17 protein-coding genes are annotated in these 17,047 nt (G+C 46.4%); 5 read left to right on the top strand and 12 right to left on the bottom strand.

Annotated elements, in window-relative coordinates; all coding sequences use genetic code 11:
* From BLR50_RS13270 to BLR50_RS13280, 3 genes are all read left to right on the top strand, one after another.
* On the top strand, positions 1-252 hold a 252-nt coding region (locus tag BLR50_RS13270; protein WP_143008058.1), incomplete at its 5' end, for an integrase core domain-containing protein.
* 227 nt (positions 253-479) lie between these two features.
* Positions 480-1,094 (top strand): helix-turn-helix domain-containing protein, encoded by a 615-nt coding sequence (locus tag BLR50_RS13275; RefSeq protein ID WP_092643325.1) that lies wholly within the window; start codon positions 480-482, stop codon positions 1,092-1,094.
* A 231-nt stretch (positions 1,095-1,325) separates the two neighbouring features.
* Entirely contained in the window at positions 1,326-2,165 is an 840-nt protein-coding gene (locus tag BLR50_RS13280) for an undecaprenyl-diphosphate phosphatase (protein ID WP_479714959.1), read from the top strand.
* A 124-nt stretch (positions 2,166-2,289) separates the two neighbouring features.
* Here the strand turns inward: BLR50_RS13280 and BLR50_RS13285 are convergent, their stop codons facing one another.
* From BLR50_RS13285 to BLR50_RS13345, 12 genes are all read right to left on the bottom strand, one after another.
* On the bottom strand, positions 2,290-3,075 hold the full coding sequence (locus tag BLR50_RS13285) for an ABC transporter permease (protein ID WP_092643332.1): 786 nt from the start codon (positions 3,073-3,075) through the stop codon (positions 2,290-2,292).
* Positions 3,072-3,866 (bottom strand): ABC transporter permease, encoded by a 795-nt coding sequence (locus BLR50_RS13290; protein ID WP_092643337.1) that lies wholly within the window; start codon positions 3,864-3,866, stop codon positions 3,072-3,074. Before BLR50_RS13290 ends, BLR50_RS13285 begins: the two co-directional genes overlap by 4 nt.
* On the bottom strand, positions 3,850-4,842 hold the full coding sequence (locus tag BLR50_RS13295; protein ID WP_092643340.1) for an ABC transporter ATP-binding protein: 993 nt from the start codon (positions 4,840-4,842) through the stop codon (positions 3,850-3,852). Before BLR50_RS13295 ends, BLR50_RS13290 begins: the two co-directional genes overlap by 17 nt.
* A gap of 22 nt (positions 4,843-4,864) precedes the next feature.
* Positions 4,865-6,823 carry an endonuclease MutS2 gene (locus BLR50_RS13300; RefSeq protein ID WP_092643343.1) on the bottom strand — a complete coding sequence of 653 codons (1,959 nt, stop codon included), beginning with the start codon at positions 6,821-6,823 and terminating at the stop codon, positions 4,865-4,867.
* A 574-nt stretch (positions 6,824-7,397) separates the two neighbouring features.
* Positions 7,398-9,284, bottom strand: a complete 1,887-nt coding sequence (locus BLR50_RS13310) for a hypothetical protein (protein WP_092643349.1) — start codon at positions 9,282-9,284, stop codon at positions 7,398-7,400.
* 57 nt (positions 9,285-9,341) lie between these two features.
* On the bottom strand, positions 9,342-9,587 hold the full coding sequence (locus tag BLR50_RS13315) for a hypothetical protein (protein ID WP_092643351.1): 246 nt from the start codon (positions 9,585-9,587) through the stop codon (positions 9,342-9,344).
* Positions 9,588-9,997: 410 nt separating this feature from the next.
* Complete coding sequence (locus tag BLR50_RS13320) at positions 9,998-11,248, bottom strand: hypothetical protein (RefSeq protein ID WP_143008125.1); 1,251 nt, start codon at positions 11,246-11,248, stop codon at positions 9,998-10,000.
* Between the two features lie 59 nt (positions 11,249-11,307).
* Complete coding sequence (locus tag BLR50_RS13325; RefSeq protein WP_092643357.1) at positions 11,308-12,045, bottom strand: C39 family peptidase; 738 nt, start codon at positions 12,043-12,045, stop codon at positions 11,308-11,310.
* 19 nt (positions 12,046-12,064) lie between these two features.
* Positions 12,065-12,502: a hypothetical protein gene (locus tag BLR50_RS13330; protein WP_143008126.1), complete on the bottom strand. Its 438-nt coding sequence runs from the start codon at positions 12,500-12,502 to the stop codon at positions 12,065-12,067.
* 81 nt (positions 12,503-12,583) lie between these two features.
* Entirely contained in the window at positions 12,584-13,285 is a 702-nt protein-coding gene (locus BLR50_RS13335) for a DUF4367 domain-containing protein (RefSeq protein ID WP_092643363.1), read from the bottom strand.
* Positions 13,263-13,826 (bottom strand): RNA polymerase sigma factor, encoded by a 564-nt coding sequence (locus tag BLR50_RS13340; protein WP_092643366.1) that lies wholly within the window; start codon positions 13,824-13,826, stop codon positions 13,263-13,265. The genes BLR50_RS13335 and BLR50_RS13340 overlap by 23 nt, the downstream gene beginning before the upstream one ends.
* Positions 13,827-13,958: 132 nt before the next feature.
* Positions 13,959-15,383, bottom strand: coding sequence for an MFS transporter (locus BLR50_RS13345; protein WP_092643369.1), 1,425 nt, complete (start codon positions 15,381-15,383; stop codon positions 13,959-13,961).
* 152 nt (positions 15,384-15,535) lie between these two features.
* Here BLR50_RS13345 and BLR50_RS13350 point away from each other — a divergent pair, with 152 nt between their 5' ends.
* Both BLR50_RS13350 and BLR50_RS13355 read left to right on the top strand, forming a co-directional pair.
* Positions 15,536-16,156, top strand: a complete 621-nt coding sequence (locus BLR50_RS13350) for a TetR/AcrR family transcriptional regulator (RefSeq protein WP_092643372.1) — start codon at positions 15,536-15,538, stop codon at positions 16,154-16,156.
* 338 nt (positions 16,157-16,494) lie between these two features.
* Positions 16,495-17,047: transposase family protein (locus BLR50_RS13355; protein ID WP_143008127.1), on the top strand; the 553-nt coding region annotated here is incomplete at its 3' end.

Genomic DNA, 17,047 nt, shown 5'->3' on the forward strand with positions numbered 1-17,047 from the left:
CACAACAAACTCGAAAAAGCTGGTATGACGCAAAGCATGTCCCGTGTGGCACATTGCATCGACAACGGTCCTATGGAAGGATTCTGGGGCATTTTGAAACGCGAACGCTATTACGGTCGGAGATTCACCAGCAAGCAGAAACTTATTCAGATGATTGAGAGTTACATCAGCTATTACAACACCCGGCGTGTGCAACGCAACTTGGGTGTTCTGACACCGTTAGAGAAATTTAATCTCTACTTCGCTGCATAAAAAGCGACCAGTGGTTTTGTTCACCACTGGTCGGGAAAATTTTATGTTTTTTCGCTGTCCTCTTGACGGGATGCAGTTCATTCTATTTACTAGCCTTTTGAATTTGATACAGAATGTCTATAAATCCTCTGTCAGAACTTCGGGGCAGAATATATCTCTACTTTTGTTTAATTTTATAGTATAATATTTTTAGTTATTACCCGATTATATTCTCGGGAGGATTTATTTTGGAATTTAATGAGAAGCTGCAACAGCTGAGAAAACAAAACAGTCTAACGCAGGAGCAACTTGCAGAACAGTTGTATGTATCCAGAACAGCAATCTCAAAATGGGAAAGCGGTAAAGGTTACCCTAATATTGACTCACTTAAATGTATATCTAAGCTCTTCTCGATATCTATTGATGAATTATTATCGAGTGAGGAACTAATAACTCTTGCTCAAAATGAAAACCGCCAAAACATAGGAAAGATATTTGGGTTGGTCAATGGAATCCTTGACATTATTGTAGGTACCTTTATAGTTCTGCCTCTTTTTTCACAGCAGGAAGGCGAGCATTTTCTCTCGGTTCCGTTAATCCATTTTGACGATGCAACGCCGTGGATTACTACTCTTTCTTTTATATTTCTTATAACTACCGCCGTTGTAGGAATAATTGAACTAGTAATACATTTAAAAGATAATGAGAAATTATGGCATCGAGCAAGCGCCATTGCACTGCTACAGAACTCTTTGGCAGTTCTTTTCTTTATAGCTTCAAGACAGCTATATGTAGCTACATCTCTGTTTTTGTTTATCATGGTAAAGGGAGTACTTTTAATCAAAGCCATAAGAATGAAGTAGAAAACAAAAAAAGCCTTGTAAAAAAGCCTCTGACACGAAAAGTGTCGGAGGCTTTTTTAATTGTGACAATTGGTTTCTTGTTCCCTTGCGCATTGAAGCGGATAATAAAACAGCCGTTAAGATAGACGGAAAATAAACGAATGAAAGGAAAATGTGATCACAGGTTTACGGTAATCCAACAGGGCATCTTACAGTCTTTTTCTATCTAAAAAGGAGGATTAAAAAGTGGAATTGAATATTATAGAAATATTAAAAGTTACTTTACTTGGCATAGTCGAAGGCATTACTGAATGGCTGCCTATCAGCAGCACGGGACACATGATAATCATAGATCAGCTTTTGCAGTTAAATGCAAGTGCATCCTTTAAAGAGATGTTTTTTGTGGTAATTCAGCTTGGAGCAATTTTAGCTGTCGCAGTAATGTTTTGGAACAAAATGATTCCTATTCAATGGCATGATAAAACACAACCTGTTATAAAGAAAGAAACACTTTCACTCTGGTTTAAGGTGGTAGTTGCCTGTATACCCGGTACAATTGTAACAATACTTTTTGATGATTACATCGAAGCACACCTCCATACTCCAGTCGTGATTGCCACAGCCTTAATATTTTATGGTATAGCGTTTATCCTGATTGAAAATTGGAATAAGAAGCGCACCCCCGCCGTGAAAGAATTGTCCGCAATCAGCTATAAAACAGCCTTAGTCATTGGGCTGTTTCAAGTGCTATCAATTATTCCCGGCACCTCCCGTTCGGGCGCAACTATTATTGGTGCGTTATTGATAGGAGTTTCGCGTGTGGCGGCAGCAGAATTTACCTTCTTTTTGGCTGTACCCGTTATGTTTGGTTTGAGCGCAATAAAGATCTTGAAATTCGGTTTTTCCTTTACCGGTTCAGAATTGCTGATACTGGTAATCGGAATGATTGTTGCCTTCGTGGTTTCTATTCTCGTTATAAAATTCTTGATGGCATTCATTAAGAAGCATGACTTCAAGGCATTTGGTTGGTACCGCATTGTGCTCGGTGTCATTGTGCTATTATATTTTAGTTTGGCAGGGTTGTGGGCCTAATGTACAGTCCAGAAGACTCTCTGCGGTGACGTCCGATGGTTAGTCTACTCTAGCTTCTTGTTTACAATCAGCAGCAGGCCAGTTTGGTCTGCTGCTTCCCATTTTTAAAAACATATCTCAAATCTCAGCTGCTCGCGCTCTTGTAATTCTTCACCCCCAGCCGCCACAGCCCAAGGGCAAGCGCCGTAAACAAAGCGGCTATAAACACCGCATAACACAGCCCGCCCGGTGTGAGCGTGCCTGCCAGCAGCTGGGTTGGCACGGTAGCCATCACCCCGTAGGGCAGCACAAAGTAAAACAGAACCTTAAATACGCCTTTGAACAGCACACCCGGTACCTTAAAGCACAGCTCAATAAACTGCTCCAACTGGGTAATACCGCCCGCGGAAATCACAAAGAACGGAATGCAACGCAGGATAAGCTCCACGTCGTACCACAGCAGGGTCATCAGCAGCACCATCACGATGTAGGCCGCCACCTTACCTGCTGTAAGCGTAATACCCGCAAGTGAAACCCCGTAGGCGATAATGCCGATGCTGCCCAGTACCAGCGGGATGGAGCCGATATCCACACTCTCGAAGGTAAGGCGCAAAAGCGGGCTGCCGGGCTTGGTAAGGTAATGGTCGAGCCTGCCGTCGAGTATCCGCTGCGGCAGGTCGTTGATTCCGAAGAAATAGATAAGCATATTCAGGGCATTAATCATCGAAAAGGTGCCGATGAAGATAACCACCTCGCCTCGCGACCACCCGCCGATGCTGTCTACCTGCGAATAGATGGTATTAAACATCACAAGCTGCAGCGCGAACATTGAGCCGTCAATCAGAAATGCCCCGAAAAACGAGAGCCGAAACACCATGAGGTTTGATAGCCTAAGCTTGATGAGGGTTTTGATTACTCGAAGCTGCCTCATATGCCCACCCCCTCGTACCGCTTGCGCAGATGGTTATAGGTAAACAGATTTAACGGAATAAACGCCGCCACCCATACAGCAATTATAATAATACCCGAAAGCAGCTCCTCCCCGTTGCGGCCGATGAGCAGCATCGACGGCAGGTAGGTAACGTAGTAAAACGGCAGCAGACGCATCGCGTCAATCACCGGCTGCGGCAGCAGCGCCAGCGGGATAAGTGAGCCCGTAACAAACTGCACAATGTTGTTTTTAATCATCATAAACATCCATACGTCCTGAAACTTAAAGGTGAGGATGCCCAGAAAATAGTTCAGCTGCAGCATAAATACAAGCCCCAGCGCCGCCATTAACAGCGCACCGATAATCAACAGTGCGTTTGAGGTGATGGCAAACTTTATTTGAAACAGCAGCACCCACACCACCGCGGCAATCAGGTTAAATGTGAGGTAGAATGCGGCTTTACCGGCGGTTTGCGCGCCTAAATAGCCGAACACCCTTGCAGGCACCACCATGTATTTCGAGAAGGTACCGTCACGGATGCGCCATGTCATCTCGTTGCCTGTAATGTCGGATAAATCCATGCAGGAAAGAAACGAGCTGACGATATAGTATGAAAGCATGGTGTTCAGCGTAAAGCCTGCCACCTCGCTGCGGCTGCCGAAGATTACCCCCCACACCACCGAGGCGAAGATGATCTTGGTTATGCCAAACAGCAGCTGGAACAATACGTCCATGCGGTAGATAATCTGCGCCTTGAAGCTGATTTTCAAAATCTCAAGATACTTCTTCATCTGTAATCCCTCCGGCATAGATACGTTCCACCACGCTGCCGATATCGTCTTCCTCGATGGTAAGGTCGCTGATATCACATTCCTCCAGCAGCAACCCCAGCACCTCTTTGGCGCGCTCGCGCTTTACCATCATCGAAACCTTATAGGGGTTCTGTTCCAGTATCTCAATATCCTCGGGCAGATGCAGCCCGTTTTCATGCTCAAACAGTACGGTGATGCGCTTGTGGGTCTGGTAACGGTCAAACAGCGAGGTAAGCGCGCCGTCGTACAGCTTTTTGCCATGATTGATAACCACACCGCGCCCGCACAGACTTTTGATATCCTCCATGTAGTGCGAGGTGAGGATGATGGTGGTACCGCGCTGCCCGTTCACCTCACGCAGAAAGCTGCGGATCTGCTTTTGGGCAATAGCATCAAGGCCGATGGTGGGTTCATCCAGAAACAGCACCTTCGGATTGTGCAACAGTGCCGCTATCAGCTCCATCTTCATGCGTTCGCCCAGTGACAAGGTGCGCACCTGTACATTTAAATACTCCTGTATGCCGAACAGCTCGGTAAAGTATGCAAGGTTTTGGCGGTACTCCTCGTCGGGGATGGCGTAAAGCTCCTTAAACAGCAGGAAGGTATCTGCCGCCGAAAGTTCGGGGAAAAGCTGGCTCTTTTGCCCCATCACCACCGCATACTGCCGCTTGAAGCTGTTTTCAAGCTTGTTGGGGTAATATCCGAGCACCGAAACCTTGCCCGAGGTGGGGGCAATGATGCCGGTAAGCATCTTCACCAGCGTGGTTTTACCCGCGCCGTTGGGGCCGATCAGCCCAACGAACTCGCCTTCCCCGATGCTGAGCGAAAAGTCATCCACCGCGGTTTTGCTAATAAACTTACGGTTGAAGAGACTTCTCACGCTCCCCTTCAGCCCCGCCTCCTTTTCAAAACGCTTGTAGGTTTTTGTAAGGTGTTCTGTCTGTATTACGTTCATTTATGCTAACCCTTTCTGGACATCATTCTTTTTGGCCTGTTTCGTGTACGATTACCATATTGGGGTCGTGCCGCTTGCCCATCACATGGCGCGCCTTACGGTTGGCCACACTGTCGAATATTACCGAGAAATCGTAATCCGGCGGGTAAAGCTCCTCGGCGGGTACCTGCAGTTTCAATCTCTTATGCAGGATGAGCTTTTTCTCACGGTTTTTCAACTGCACCCCTACCTCGCCGCGCTCGTTGGCAGCTTGATAGACGATGCCAATCTCTTTTTGCGGGTAAACCATCACGCTGTCGCCTAAGCGGAAGCTTGCGGCGCGGCTGGGTTCTGCGCTTTTGGGTTTTTCACGCTCAATTCTAGGTGTAACGGCAGCTCCCTTTACAGCAGAGGCAGGCATAGAAGCCGAAGGAACAAAGCCGTTTGCCGCAGTTTCGGATACCGACTTTTTCACTCCTCCGCCATAAGCAGCCTCATGCGCCGTTTTGAGCAGATGCTCGGGGAAGCCAAACCGCTGCGCGATATACAAGGCGCAGCTTTCGCCCGCCTCGCCGAGCTCCAGGCGGTAAAGAGGGCGCAGGCTCTCGCGGTCAAACGCCATGCGCGCGTTCACTAGGCCCTCGGCGGTTTTGGCGTAGTCCTTAATCTCGGGGTAGTGGGTGGTCACCACAAACAGGCACCCCTTTGCGCGCAGCTCGGTAAGCACCGCCACGGCAATGCCCATGCCCTCCGCCGGGTCGGTGCCCGAGCCCAGCTCATCCAGCAGCACAAGGCTGTCGCTGCCCGCAAGGCGCAGGATTTCGATGATATTGGTGATGTGTGCCGAGAAGGTGGAAAGGTTTTCTGAGATACTCTGCCCGTCGCCGATATCGCACAGCACCAGATTGTGCAGGCAGAGGGTGCTGCCCTCCTCCACCGGCAGGTGTAACCCGCACTGTGCCATAACCGAGAGCAAGCCGACGGTTTTTAGTGCCACCGTTTTGCCGCCGGTGTTCGGCCCGGTGATAACCACTCCGCTAACCGCCCCGCCTATTTCAAAGTCGATGGGCACGCAGGACTCCTTTTTCAGCAGCGGATGGCGTGCCCCCTTGAGTACCATGCGGCGTTCCCCCGTCACAGGCACGGGGATGGCGTTCATCTGCACCGAAAGCTTTGCCTTGGCAAACACGAAGTCCAGCGACTCCATCGCCTCGATGTTGATGTGCAGGGCGGCGGCGTTCTCATCCACCAGTGCGGTGAGGGTGTAAAGGATACGCCGCACCTCGTTATCCTCCTCAATCTCCAGCTGAGAGAGCTCCTCCTGCAGCTTGCGAACCGAGGAGGGCTCGATAAAATAGGTACCGCCGGTAGAGGAGGTATCCACCACCGAGCCGCTTACCATATTCTTAAACTCGCGCTTTACCGGCAGCACCAGTCTCCCGTTGCGGGCGGCTACATAGCCATCGGCAAACCATTCCTTATGGCCGCGCAATAGCGTTTCGAGCTTTGCCTTGATGGCATTGTTCATATTCTCAATCTGCCGCCGCAGGTCGCGCAGTGTTGCAGAGGCGGCATCGTCCAGCCGGTCGCCGCGCACCGAGCGTTCAATCTCATCGCAAAGCTCATCGAGCGGGCTGATGGAGCCTCCGTACAGCGCGATATCCCCGCTCAGCAGCTCCGCCCTTTTCAGGTAGCTTTTCATCCGCCGGCAAGCCGCCAAAAACTGCGCCACCTGCCCGAGCTGTTCGGGCAGCAGCATCGCCCCTTTGGCGCACAGCTGAAGCAGCATCTCCATCTCCTTCATGGGGGCGAGCGGCGGGCTGCCGAAGCTTTCAAAAATGCGCCGGGCGTCGGTGGTTTCTCTCATGCGGCGCGCGCACTCGCTCTCGCTTAACACGGGGCGCAGTTGAAGCAGACGTTCCTGTGCCCTCTGCGACACCGCAAGGGTGCAGAGCATCTCGAGTATCTTATCAAATTCTAAGGTTAAAAATGATTTTTCCATTATGTGTTCCTCCTACCTATAAAGGTATTGTGCGGTTTTGGCTTTCCAGAAAAGCACAAAACCGAATTTATGCCCGCGGTAAACATCTGCCAAATGGCCAAACTGCTCCCGCGGGCACAACACTACAGAAAAAGCACATAAAAAAACGCGACAGAACAACTCCGCCACGCTTCAACTACCCCATTATCACCCGCACCCAAACAGGCGCAAAGCTGCTTAAAAAAGCGAAGGGGTATGTGTATTTCATAAAAGGTTGTTTTATGAAAGCATGTCTGTAACGCGTCACAGGCTTGCGCCCTGCACGCAGGCAGATGTTCGAGCCTTAAAAGCTTAAGGCCCAAAAGGTACGCCGAACAAACGAACCTGCCAAAGCAGTTCGCCGCCGAACACCTTTTTACAACTATTTAGTTGTGAACCGCCTTTACAGACGCCGACATCAAAACTTCCCTTTCTGTTTTTAATTCGAGACAATAATAGCATATCTTGGAGGGAACGTCAAGGGTGCAAATTGCGTATTCAGCTTAAAGGCTATAGTTTTACGCTACTATAGCCTTATATTAAGTGGGGGTATTGTTTATTTATCTTCCAGTATTCGCACCAATTCATTGATAAGTGCTTCGTCGATACAATCAGACAAACCGTCGGGAGCTGTATATCTCTCCCCGTTTTGATAATCATCGAGCCGGTCTCCCGCTACCTCGTAGTTAAAACATCCTGATTGATTGAACACCCGAATATCGAGACCTCCGTCTCCCATCAAAAGTTCTTTTTTCGTGACTTGCGTAGTTTTATTCAGATAGTTTATAATTTTCTCTTTTGCTTTTATATCCTTGACTAATATGGGAACAGAAAGATACCCGGCGTCTCTTAATAAAATGACAATATCATATTCTTCGGGCGTAAAATCCGTTTTATGCACTACGCTGCTTGCCTCTCCATTGGAGGATGTTTCACTGTTAGGGTCAAACGCCGGAAGTTTTGGCGCTCCGCCCTGTTTTGCAGTAGCCGCTTCAAGTGCTGCAACTCTAAATATGTTCAATTTATCTCTGAATTCAACCCTTGTCCAGCTTGATTTTCCGAGATAATACACCTTTCCATGCTGTACGGTATACATCCGCCCTCCCTCGTAAAGGATATACCGGCAGGTAACACCCGCGTCCGTTACGGTAAGGGTGACTTTTGTTCTGCCTTTTGGTGGCAAGGGTCGCTCCTTTACAGGGTCTCTTTGCTGAAGCTCGGTTAAAAAATCTGAGCCGACGGGAATATCCGCTAACGACAGTGCCTTAGATACCTTGCCGTTTATCTCAAGCTGAATAGTCATGATATAATCGTCATAGTTATTTTTCCTGCCGTCATGGTCGGCGTATTGTTTTAAAGGGTCGGCGTATTCTCCCCACTGAACATCCGGGCCGAAGGCATCGTTGAGGTTTTCGAAAAATTCGTTACCGCTATCGATGGTTTCTTTATCCTCCAGTATGCATACCAGTTCATAGGCAACTGACATCTGCAAGCACTCAGAAAGATCATAGGGCGCTCTGTTGGCCTCTCCATTCTGGTAATCGAGGATATCATCGAATCTCAAATAGCAGTAGTTGAAGCATTCCGTTTGATTGAACAACCGGATAACGGGGCCGTCTCTTTCCTCACGTGGTTTATTTGTAGACCACGTGGGCTTTTTATTCAGGTAATCCAAAATCTTAGCCTTGTTGGCCGCATCCCTGATTAATACAGGTGTGGAGAGCGTTCCTTTCTCTACCTCAACGATGGCGATATCGTACTCCTCTGGCTTGAAATCGGTTTTATGCGCGGAACCATCACCGATGGGTGCCCCGTTGAGGTCAAGCGGCGGCAGTTCCGGAGCTCCAGCCTGTTCTGCCGTTACCGTATTGAGTGCTGCCCTAATAAACACCGACAGCTGTGCCGCGAATAGATGCTCGGTGAGATAGGTGCTACCGAGGTAATAAGCCTTCCCGTTTTGCTCGGTAAACACCATTCCGTTTTCATAAAGGAGATACCAATAGGTAACACCTGCGTCGGTTACGGCAAGGGTAATCTTCGCTTCGTCCGCGGGGAGCTGTGGGCATTCCGGTACGGGGTCCCGCTTTTGCAGCTCGGTTAAAAACTCCGGGCCGAGGTTAATACCCGATAACGGCAGCGCCTTGGATAACTTGCCATTCAGCTCGAGTTGGATTGTCATGAAGTAATCCCGATAATTGTTCTTCCCGCCGTTGTGGTCGTCAAACTGTTTCAGCACATCGGCAACATCCCCCCAGCGTATGGTTGGGCCAAACGCGGTGCTTTTCTGTATTTCCGTATTGCTGCTGCTTTCTGTGGCAGAGCTTGTTTTATATGCTTCGCTGCTGATTGTAGCATTTTGAGTGCCGTGTTGATTGCTTATGCTATTGCCACAGGAACACAGGCACAACGCAGCCAGCAGCCCCGCCAAAATCTTTTTGCACATAATAACGCTCTCCCCTAACAATAGACTCCAAAAGCGAGTGGGGGTATTTTGCTCAGTTTATTTGAACCGCTTCGACAGATACGAAAACGCCTCGGCATCGGCAAAATACCAAGTATTTTTTACATCGGGATCCTGATGGTTTTTTGCCAAACGATATCCATCCACCTTATCCTCAAGAAATGAATATTCCTCCGAAATACCATTTCGAGTTATGAACACACTCATAATCTCTCCACCCGTCGGCGGAGGACCTGTGAAGTCGCTTCTAAACATACCATCAACAAATTCAAGTATTTTCTTCATTTGCGCCTCATCGTTGATGACTTTTTCCTTCGCCTCTATTAAGTCTTTTTTCTTTACCGTTATAGATATATCCTGCTTTGCTAGCGCTTGATGACCAGGAGTTTACTTCAGGAAGTGAACTTGACACAGAAGAACTATTCTGATTAGGCGCACTTGACTCAACAGGCTTTCCGCTGCTCTCAGTTAGGTCGGCGGAAGCCGATTGACTGGAAGACAAACTGCTTGCAGTACACACATCCGATGAGCTTGCCAAAGGATTGTCAGGTAAGTTCTCGTATTGAGACGATTCATCTGTCACCCTGTTTGAACATGCAGACAGCGTAAATACTAAGCAAAGCGAAACAACCGGCAGGCTCGCCATAATCCTTTTATGCATAATCATTCACCCCACAGTAGTTATCTCTAATCCTCTAGCTAAAAAAATCCTCAGGTTTTTCATAGTAATAGTTCTTCCATGTTTTATTATCCTGTGAATAGGATACCAATGCCCCTGTACTATTTGAGATAACACTGATATATTGATAGGATTCCGTAGGATTAGGTTTAACCTCTGTAAAAGCATGAGCATCAGTTTCAAGCTTATAAATTTTTTGGCCCATAGACATATATATTCTTTTCTGCGCATCATCCGGCAGGCCTTTAGTCCAGACGTTTGCTTTATCGCCAAGATAAATTTGTTGAAAGTCATCTTCATTCATTTGCAATATCAGTCCGCCTGTTGAAAAGCCGTTAAGCAGCAGATAATCTCCAAAGACATGTATTTCATTTACAGTCTGATAGCTTGCATCATCAAGCCCTTCCAGATTGCTCATATCCTTCCCCTCCTGAAAGAATTCATCAAAACCATCCAGTTTGATAGAGCTAATCCGTTCCCCTTCCTCGGTAAATGATTCAAGCAAATAGTCAGGCCTCTTTTCTCCTTTGTAGTCCGCCAAAACAACATATACCTTGTCGCGAGCATAAGTATATGCCGTAATGATGCCGCCAGTCATGGTCGTGGCATCAGCCCTCTTTTCACAAACGGTAGTAAACGAGTTCTTCTGAACATCATATATCCTTACATCTGTCTTTATCTTTCCGTCTGCATTATTCAATGAAGCAGTACCAGTATTCCCTATAAGCAGTTTCCCATTTCCAGCCGGAGCAACACGCTGTAGTTGTGAGTCGGTTTTAAATTCCTTTATTACTGACATATTTGCTGAATCTGCATCAAAACAAACGATTTGCGCATTCATCGGCTTATTGTAATCTCCATCCACCGGCGTTTGAACAAAGCAGGAATAAACCAGATTATCCTGTGAAGGCATTGCACAATCATTGGAATATATATCTATACGTTCAAGATAACCACATGAGTTATCTTTACCCGTTAAAAAATCGTAGGCGCGCACCTCCATTTTGCTGTCCTGCGGCACGCCCATAATGGGCATCCCTTTTTCATCCACATTGTCTTTTACAACTGTATAAAAAATATAATTCCCTTTGGCAAACAAAAACGAGCAGCCTTTTTTTTCAACGGGTGACAAATCTATTTCTCTAAAATTCACCTTTTCCTGTGAAGAAACACCAGTCTGACTAAAAACCGAAACATCTTCTCCCCATTCATGGCTGCAGGAAACCAAAAGCAGCAAGCAAATCATAAGTAAAGTTAATTTTTTCACTATACATCCCTCATTACATGTTTAGGCAAGGGAAAGCCCTTGCCTAACGTTGTTAATTTTTAATAAGCATAACAGCTTATTTTTAGCATAATATCTGAAGACGGTACAATATAACTTGCCGGTATACTAGAATTATGTACAGGATCATGTAAACGAAAATAAGCATTATCCGAGCTTCTCCCAGTTACACATAGCGAGTGGTAATAACTCTGTGTATATGGATAACCCGTTCCGTTTGAATGTATGCTTCTATCAAATTTTGTACAAATAACGCTTGGCGAGTTATTGCTTAGCGTTGTTACAAAATCCGAAGTCAGCGTTGATTCGCTAAATGTCTCGGGATATCTTAATACATATGTATTTCGATTCTGACGATTATTAAGATATGGTATCACGTTTTCAAACTGCGTTCCTGAACTACTACTCGTACCTAAATCATTAGCAATGGTTTGCTTCGAATTAGAGGCGCCATTTATATACTGAATTGTCATCTTCATGCACGCAGGTACGCACCAATATGTTGATTGCTGATAATAATACGAAAAGTTATTTAAGTTGATAGTTGAAACGCTACTCAACGAATAATTACCCATAGATTTATGGAAAGTTATTGGTGCTTTTATTTTATTAATCATGGTCTGCTTTTGTTGCTTAGTATAAGAATTATCATTTTCTATATCCTGAATCTGCTCTTCAATGGTTTTGGGTGCAGGAGGAATAACACCATCTGCATAAACACTAATAATGCACGTAAATAACACAAGTAATAGTAACGGTAACACCTGTAATTTTTTCATCTTCAACACTCCTTAAATTCTAACTTTCAGAATATTTGTTTATCCGTTCGGATTGTCCCTTCCGGTACACCGTCGCATCCACCGTAAGCCGATAGCCATACCCTGACGAAACATGATAGGTTTCATCGAAGTATAAGCTTTCGCCACTTGCCGACAGATTGCTCCACGTTTTAACCGTGGTATAGGAGCCATTGGAATTCTTGCGTGCTAATACAGCAGTAGCCGTAATTTTTTCTGTGCCGGGCTTGCCCACTACGTTGGCAGTACAGGTCGCCGTACTGCCGTCAACGGAGAGGTATACATCAACTTTGTCTGCGTTCACCCAATATAAAATAGGGTGAGCCGTTACAACACTCTGCGGCGGAACCTCCTGAGCATAAACTGTGCTACACATTGCCAAACATAGTGCAAGAACGCAGATGATTGCTGTACACCTTTTGAAGTCTCCGATTATCATTCCTTCTTTTCGTTTTATTTCGAGGTTTTTTGCTCCTCTATTATATAAACGTTTAAAAAGAAATAAAGGTGACACCTGTTTTTAATATTTTTTCAAACTTTCTGCAATTTTTATAAGTTCTTTGCTGTCTATGACGGAACATAGCGAAAACGCTATACCGCCATTTTCCCATATTAGTGTGTTTGAAGTATCCTCCGAAACTGCTTTGAACAAATAGGCTTTTTTATCGTCGATAGTTACCTCGGAGTATTCCGTATGGTCGTTATCTATAAAGGTGTCTCCGTATTTTGCTTTGTTTTGGTTAAACCATATTTTTGTGCCCTCGCGGTTTTCATAGGTGATTATTGTAATCCCGCCTTTTTGAACCAAAACCTCACGAAAACCTTCCGGTAGATAGGTTGGTTGATATAAACAGTCTTCCGCAGCGGAGGACGTCTCCTCAAACCGAATACCGGTAGAACCCTTCTGCCAATCCAGAACCGCGTTCAGGATGTAATTTCGGCTGGCCTCCACGCTGAATAAGGTTACCGCTGCCAGTGTAAATACCACGGCAATACAGGCAGCGGCTTTTCTCGCTTTTTTCATGAACATTGCCAGACGTTTTTCTCTTTTATCTTTTTCAATCAGCCTCTTGATTCGGGCGGACAGCTCGGGGGAAGGCTGAAAGCGTTCGTTTAATTCGTTAATAGGCGGCAGGGTATCCGTTTCGTTTTCAAAGGCCTGTGCAACAGACACCTCAAGTATTGCCTCATATAAAATGTCATTTTGTTTCTGCTTGCTCATAACCCTTTTCCTCCTCCCTTAGCATTTCCTTTAGGGCTTTGCGTGCCCTGTATAAGCGCATCTTAACGTTATTCTGACTGATACCGAGTATCTGCTGAATCTCGTCATTGGAATAGTTCATCGCACACTTTAAATACAGAATGTCAGCGTATTGTTTATTAAGCTTAGAGATACATTGCGTAATATGCTCACAGGCATCGGCAATGGTAATTTGGTCGATTACCGGCTCATCAGCGGTATCCTCCATATATTCCTCAAGGGGAATTGTCTGATTATGGTTTAACCCCCGAAGCATATCAATTGAAGTGTTTCTGACTATAATAACGATTAAACCTCGTGTTCGGGTACAGTCATTCATATCAAATTTATCAAGATTCTTGAGTATTTTTATAAATGACAAGGATACGGCGTCCTCCGCAAGGTGAGGCTCATGGAGGATACCGCCCGCGATATAAAGCATCGTGCCATAATATCGATTGAACAGCTCTGTTGCCTTGTCCCTGTCTTTTTCATTTTCTACTGCCATAAAAACAAAAAACATATTGTCACTCCCGGCTGCACATCATTATTCCTATTATACCATAATTTATAATAATCCCCTAATAAAAATCCCCGCTCACCTGCCCTGTTTTTCAGGAAAGGAAGCGGGGATTTCAATTATAGAGTAAGGTAACTATCGTGTCTTTTCCTTAGTTCGTCCTTTAATCAGCGAGGAGACCGCCGCCAACAGCGCAATCCCTGTTGCAACGGTAATCGTAATACGCAGGCCGTAGGTAAAGGCCGCAACCTTTAGTGCATCGCCCACCAAGCCCTGTGCCGTAAAGAGCTCCGTTCCTTGGTTTGAGGTATAGTTGAACAGCGCACCGCAAAGCGCAACACCCATCAGCATGCCGACATTGCGCATGGTCGCCAGTGTACCCGAGGCAATACCGCGAAACTCTGCAGGGGCGCTGCCCATAATGGCATTGTTGTTCGGCGTCTGGAACATGCCCGAGCCAATGCCCGACAGTACCATGGCTATGACGATATACCAGTTCGGGGTTTCTTGGGTTATAAAGCTCATCATCAAGAGCCCTGCCGACATCAGGCCCATCCCTCCGGCACTAAGGAACCTTGAATCGTGCTTGTCTGAAATTGCGCCGCTTAATGGCGCAACCAGCAGGGTAGCAATCGGCATGGGCAGGTACATCAGCCCCGTCATCACTACAGAATAGTGCTTGATGTTCTGGTAATAAAACGGTGCGAGAAACGCCAGCATGAACTGTGCCGAAAAGTTGAACACGGCGGCAATCAGGCTAAAGGAGTAAAGCCGGTTTTTAAAAAGGCCCAGCGGCATCAGCGGGTAATCCGCGCGTTTTTCCCGCCAAACAAAGGCCCCCACCGCCGCAAGCCCCACGGCAAGCAGCAGGAAAAAGAGCGGCAGCGAAATCCCCACTCCGCCAATTAAGTCAAGCGGAAGCAGTAGCAGGAACAGTGCCATGATAATGAGCAGCGAGCCAAGGTGGTCGAAGGGTATTTGCTTTTTGCGCTCATCCTCCGGGATGTTTTTAAAGGCCAGCACCAGCCCGACAATACCGATAGGGATGTTAATAAAGAAGACACTCTGCCAACTGAACATCCTTGCAAGCAGCCCGCCGAACACCGGGCCGCTGCAGCTTGCCACCGCTACGGCAATCGCGGTTACGCTCATGGCCTTGCCGCGTCGGCCTGCCGGAACATTCGCGGTAATGATCGCGGTGTTGGACGAGAACATCATCGACGCCCCCAGCGCCTGAATAACGCGGCAGACAATCAACATCTGAATATTCAGCGAAAGGCCACAGAGCAGCGAACCGAGGGTAAAGATCAAAAAGCCGGTGGTATATACCCTTTTATGCCCCAGCAGGTCAGAGATCCGCCCGAAAGTCAGCAGCAGACTGCTGACCACCAGCAGATAAGCCGTGCTCACCCACTCTACCGATGAAAGCGCAACCCCATAGTGATTCTGTATGATTGGCAGGACAATGCTTACCGCGCTGGAATCAAGTGCTGACATAAAGGTACCCAGCGCCAGCGAAAAGAGCATTAAACCTACCTTTCTGTTGTTTGTCGAATCCATGAACTTTTCCCCATTTCTTATTGCCACTAATATGAGCATTTACTCACATTATAGACGTCCTGAAGATTTCTGTCAATAATAATGTGAGTATTTGCTCATGTTTATTGACAGTAGCTAAAAAATGCTATAGAATTATCGTTAGAGGTGATAAAATGCCACAGGAAAAGAACATCCGAAACCCGAAGCAGCAAAGAAGCAAGCAAACTAAAGATAGAATTCGCAGCACCGCCTTAGAGCTTTTTTGCAAAAACGGCTATTTTAACACCACCACCAATGAAATCGCCAAGGTGGCCGGTGTATCGATCGGCAGCCTGTATTCCTACTTTAAGGATAAAGATACTATTCTAATAGAGATTATGGCTGATTACAGCACGCTTTTTACACAGGTGCACCAAAAACTGATCAAAGACATTGAAAAATCGAAACACGATAAACGTGCGTGGCTTCGAACATTTATTGAAGAAATGGTTGCCGTGCATGAAAACTCGAAGGCATTTAATCGGGAGCTTCAGATTATCTGCTATTCCAAGCCTGAAGTGGCCGAGTTTTCAAAACAGCAACGGGCACTCAGCCGCCAAACCACCTTGGAATATTTCCGTATGAATCTTGAAAATGCCAAGATTCAAGATGTTGAGGCCGCCGCGATTGTTTGCTTTAATCTGATTTCCTCCACTGTAGATTACATCGTATTTGAAGCAGAAGAAGGAGATAGTAACCGAGACAGAATTATCGATATGACCTTGGATGCTATCCTGAAGCTTTTATATACTTAAAAACTATCCCCCGCTATCTGCTTATAGCTCAGGCAGACCAGCGGGGGATTCTATTGTACGGGTGTAAGCCGCTATTGGGAGGCATTATCGCTTTGAGGCGGTTTCTGCAAATCTATAGCGTTAGCTGCAAAGTAGCTCAAATGTCTTTTCCATATATACTCCATGCTCTATCAAAAATAAACAGTCCTTTCCTCAATGATAGTGCCCACATCGTGTCCTGTCAAGCTGTAGGACTACAATACATATTGGACAGTAGATAAAAAAAGATGAAAGATGAGGAGAAATCGGTTATTGTTGAGTTACCACACCAAACAAGCCGAAAGGAGACCTCATCCCTCATGAACAGCATAACACAAGACATGAAGTACAGACAATCCCTAATGAAGTATGTGGAGAAATATGGCGTGAGCCGAGCCAGCCGGAAATATAACAAAAGCCGATCGTATATCTATTTTTGGAAAAAGCGATACGATGGAACGGTAGAATCTCTGAGCTGCCAATCACGAAGGCCGCACAGTCATCCAAATCAGCATACCGAAGAAGAGCTCGACCTGATAGGGCGCATGCGCAGAAGGAATCCACAATTGGGGATGGTAGAGCTGTGGCATCGCTTGCGAAAGAAAGGATACACCCGCTGCCCGGAAAGCCTCTTTCGGGTTATGAGACGACTTGGGATGTTTCCTGAGCCAAAAGTGAAAAAGCCTTACATACCTAAACCGTATGAGCAGATGCTTTATCCCGGACAAAGAGTGCAGATAGACGTGAAGGTGGTACCCCGACGCTGTATTGCCGACCCCGAGCTTAAGTTGTTCCAATACACTGCCATTGATGAATATTCTCGTGTGCGCTTTTTAGGTGCTTACAACGAGCAAAACACCTATTCTTCCGCCG

The sequence above is a fragment of the Acetanaerobacterium elongatum genome (assembly GCF_900103835.1).
GTDB classification, from domain to species: Bacteria; Bacillota; Clostridia; order Oscillospirales; family Ruminococcaceae; genus Acetanaerobacterium; species Acetanaerobacterium elongatum.

Excerpts from the sequence above, each read along its gene's own strand:
- BLR50_RS13285 (WP_092643332.1), bottom strand. The coding sequence starts at position 3,075 with ATGAGGCAGCTTCGAGTAATCAAAACCCTCATCAAGCTTAGGCTATCA.
- BLR50_RS13290 (WP_092643337.1), bottom strand. The coding sequence starts at position 3,866 with ATGAAGAAGTATCTTGAGATTTTGAAAATCAGCTTCAAGGCGCAGATT.
- BLR50_RS13295 (WP_092643340.1), bottom strand. The coding sequence starts at position 4,842 with ATGAACGTAATACAGACAGAACACCTTACAAAAACCTACAAGCGTTTT.
- BLR50_RS13300 (WP_092643343.1), bottom strand. The coding sequence starts at position 6,823 with ATGGAAAAATCATTTTTAACCTTAGAATTTGATAAGATACTCGAGATG.
- BLR50_RS13310 (WP_092643349.1), bottom strand. The coding sequence starts at position 9,284 with ATGTGCAAAAAGATTTTGGCGGGGCTGCTGGCTGCGTTGTGCCTGTGT.
- BLR50_RS13315 (WP_092643351.1), bottom strand. The coding sequence starts at position 9,587 with ATGAAGAAAATACTTGAATTTGTTGATGGTATGTTTAGAAGCGACTTC.
- BLR50_RS13325 (WP_092643357.1), bottom strand. The coding sequence starts at position 12,045 with ATGAAAAAATTACAGGTGTTACCGTTACTATTACTTGTGTTATTTACG.
- BLR50_RS13330 (WP_143008126.1), bottom strand. The coding sequence starts at position 12,502 with ATGATAATCGGAGACTTCAAAAGGTGTACAGCAATCATCTGCGTTCTT.
- BLR50_RS13335 (WP_092643363.1), bottom strand. The coding sequence starts at position 13,285 with ATGAGCAAGCAGAAACAAAATGACATTTTATATGAGGCAATACTTGAG.
- BLR50_RS13340 (WP_092643366.1), bottom strand. The coding sequence starts at position 13,826 with ATGTTTTTTGTTTTTATGGCAGTAGAAAATGAAAAAGACAGGGACAAG.
- BLR50_RS13345 (WP_092643369.1), bottom strand. The coding sequence starts at position 15,383 with ATGGATTCGACAAACAACAGAAAGGTAGGTTTAATGCTCTTTTCGCTG.
- BLR50_RS13350 (WP_092643372.1), top strand. The coding sequence starts at position 15,536 with ATGCCACAGGAAAAGAACATCCGAAACCCGAAGCAGCAAAGAAGCAAG.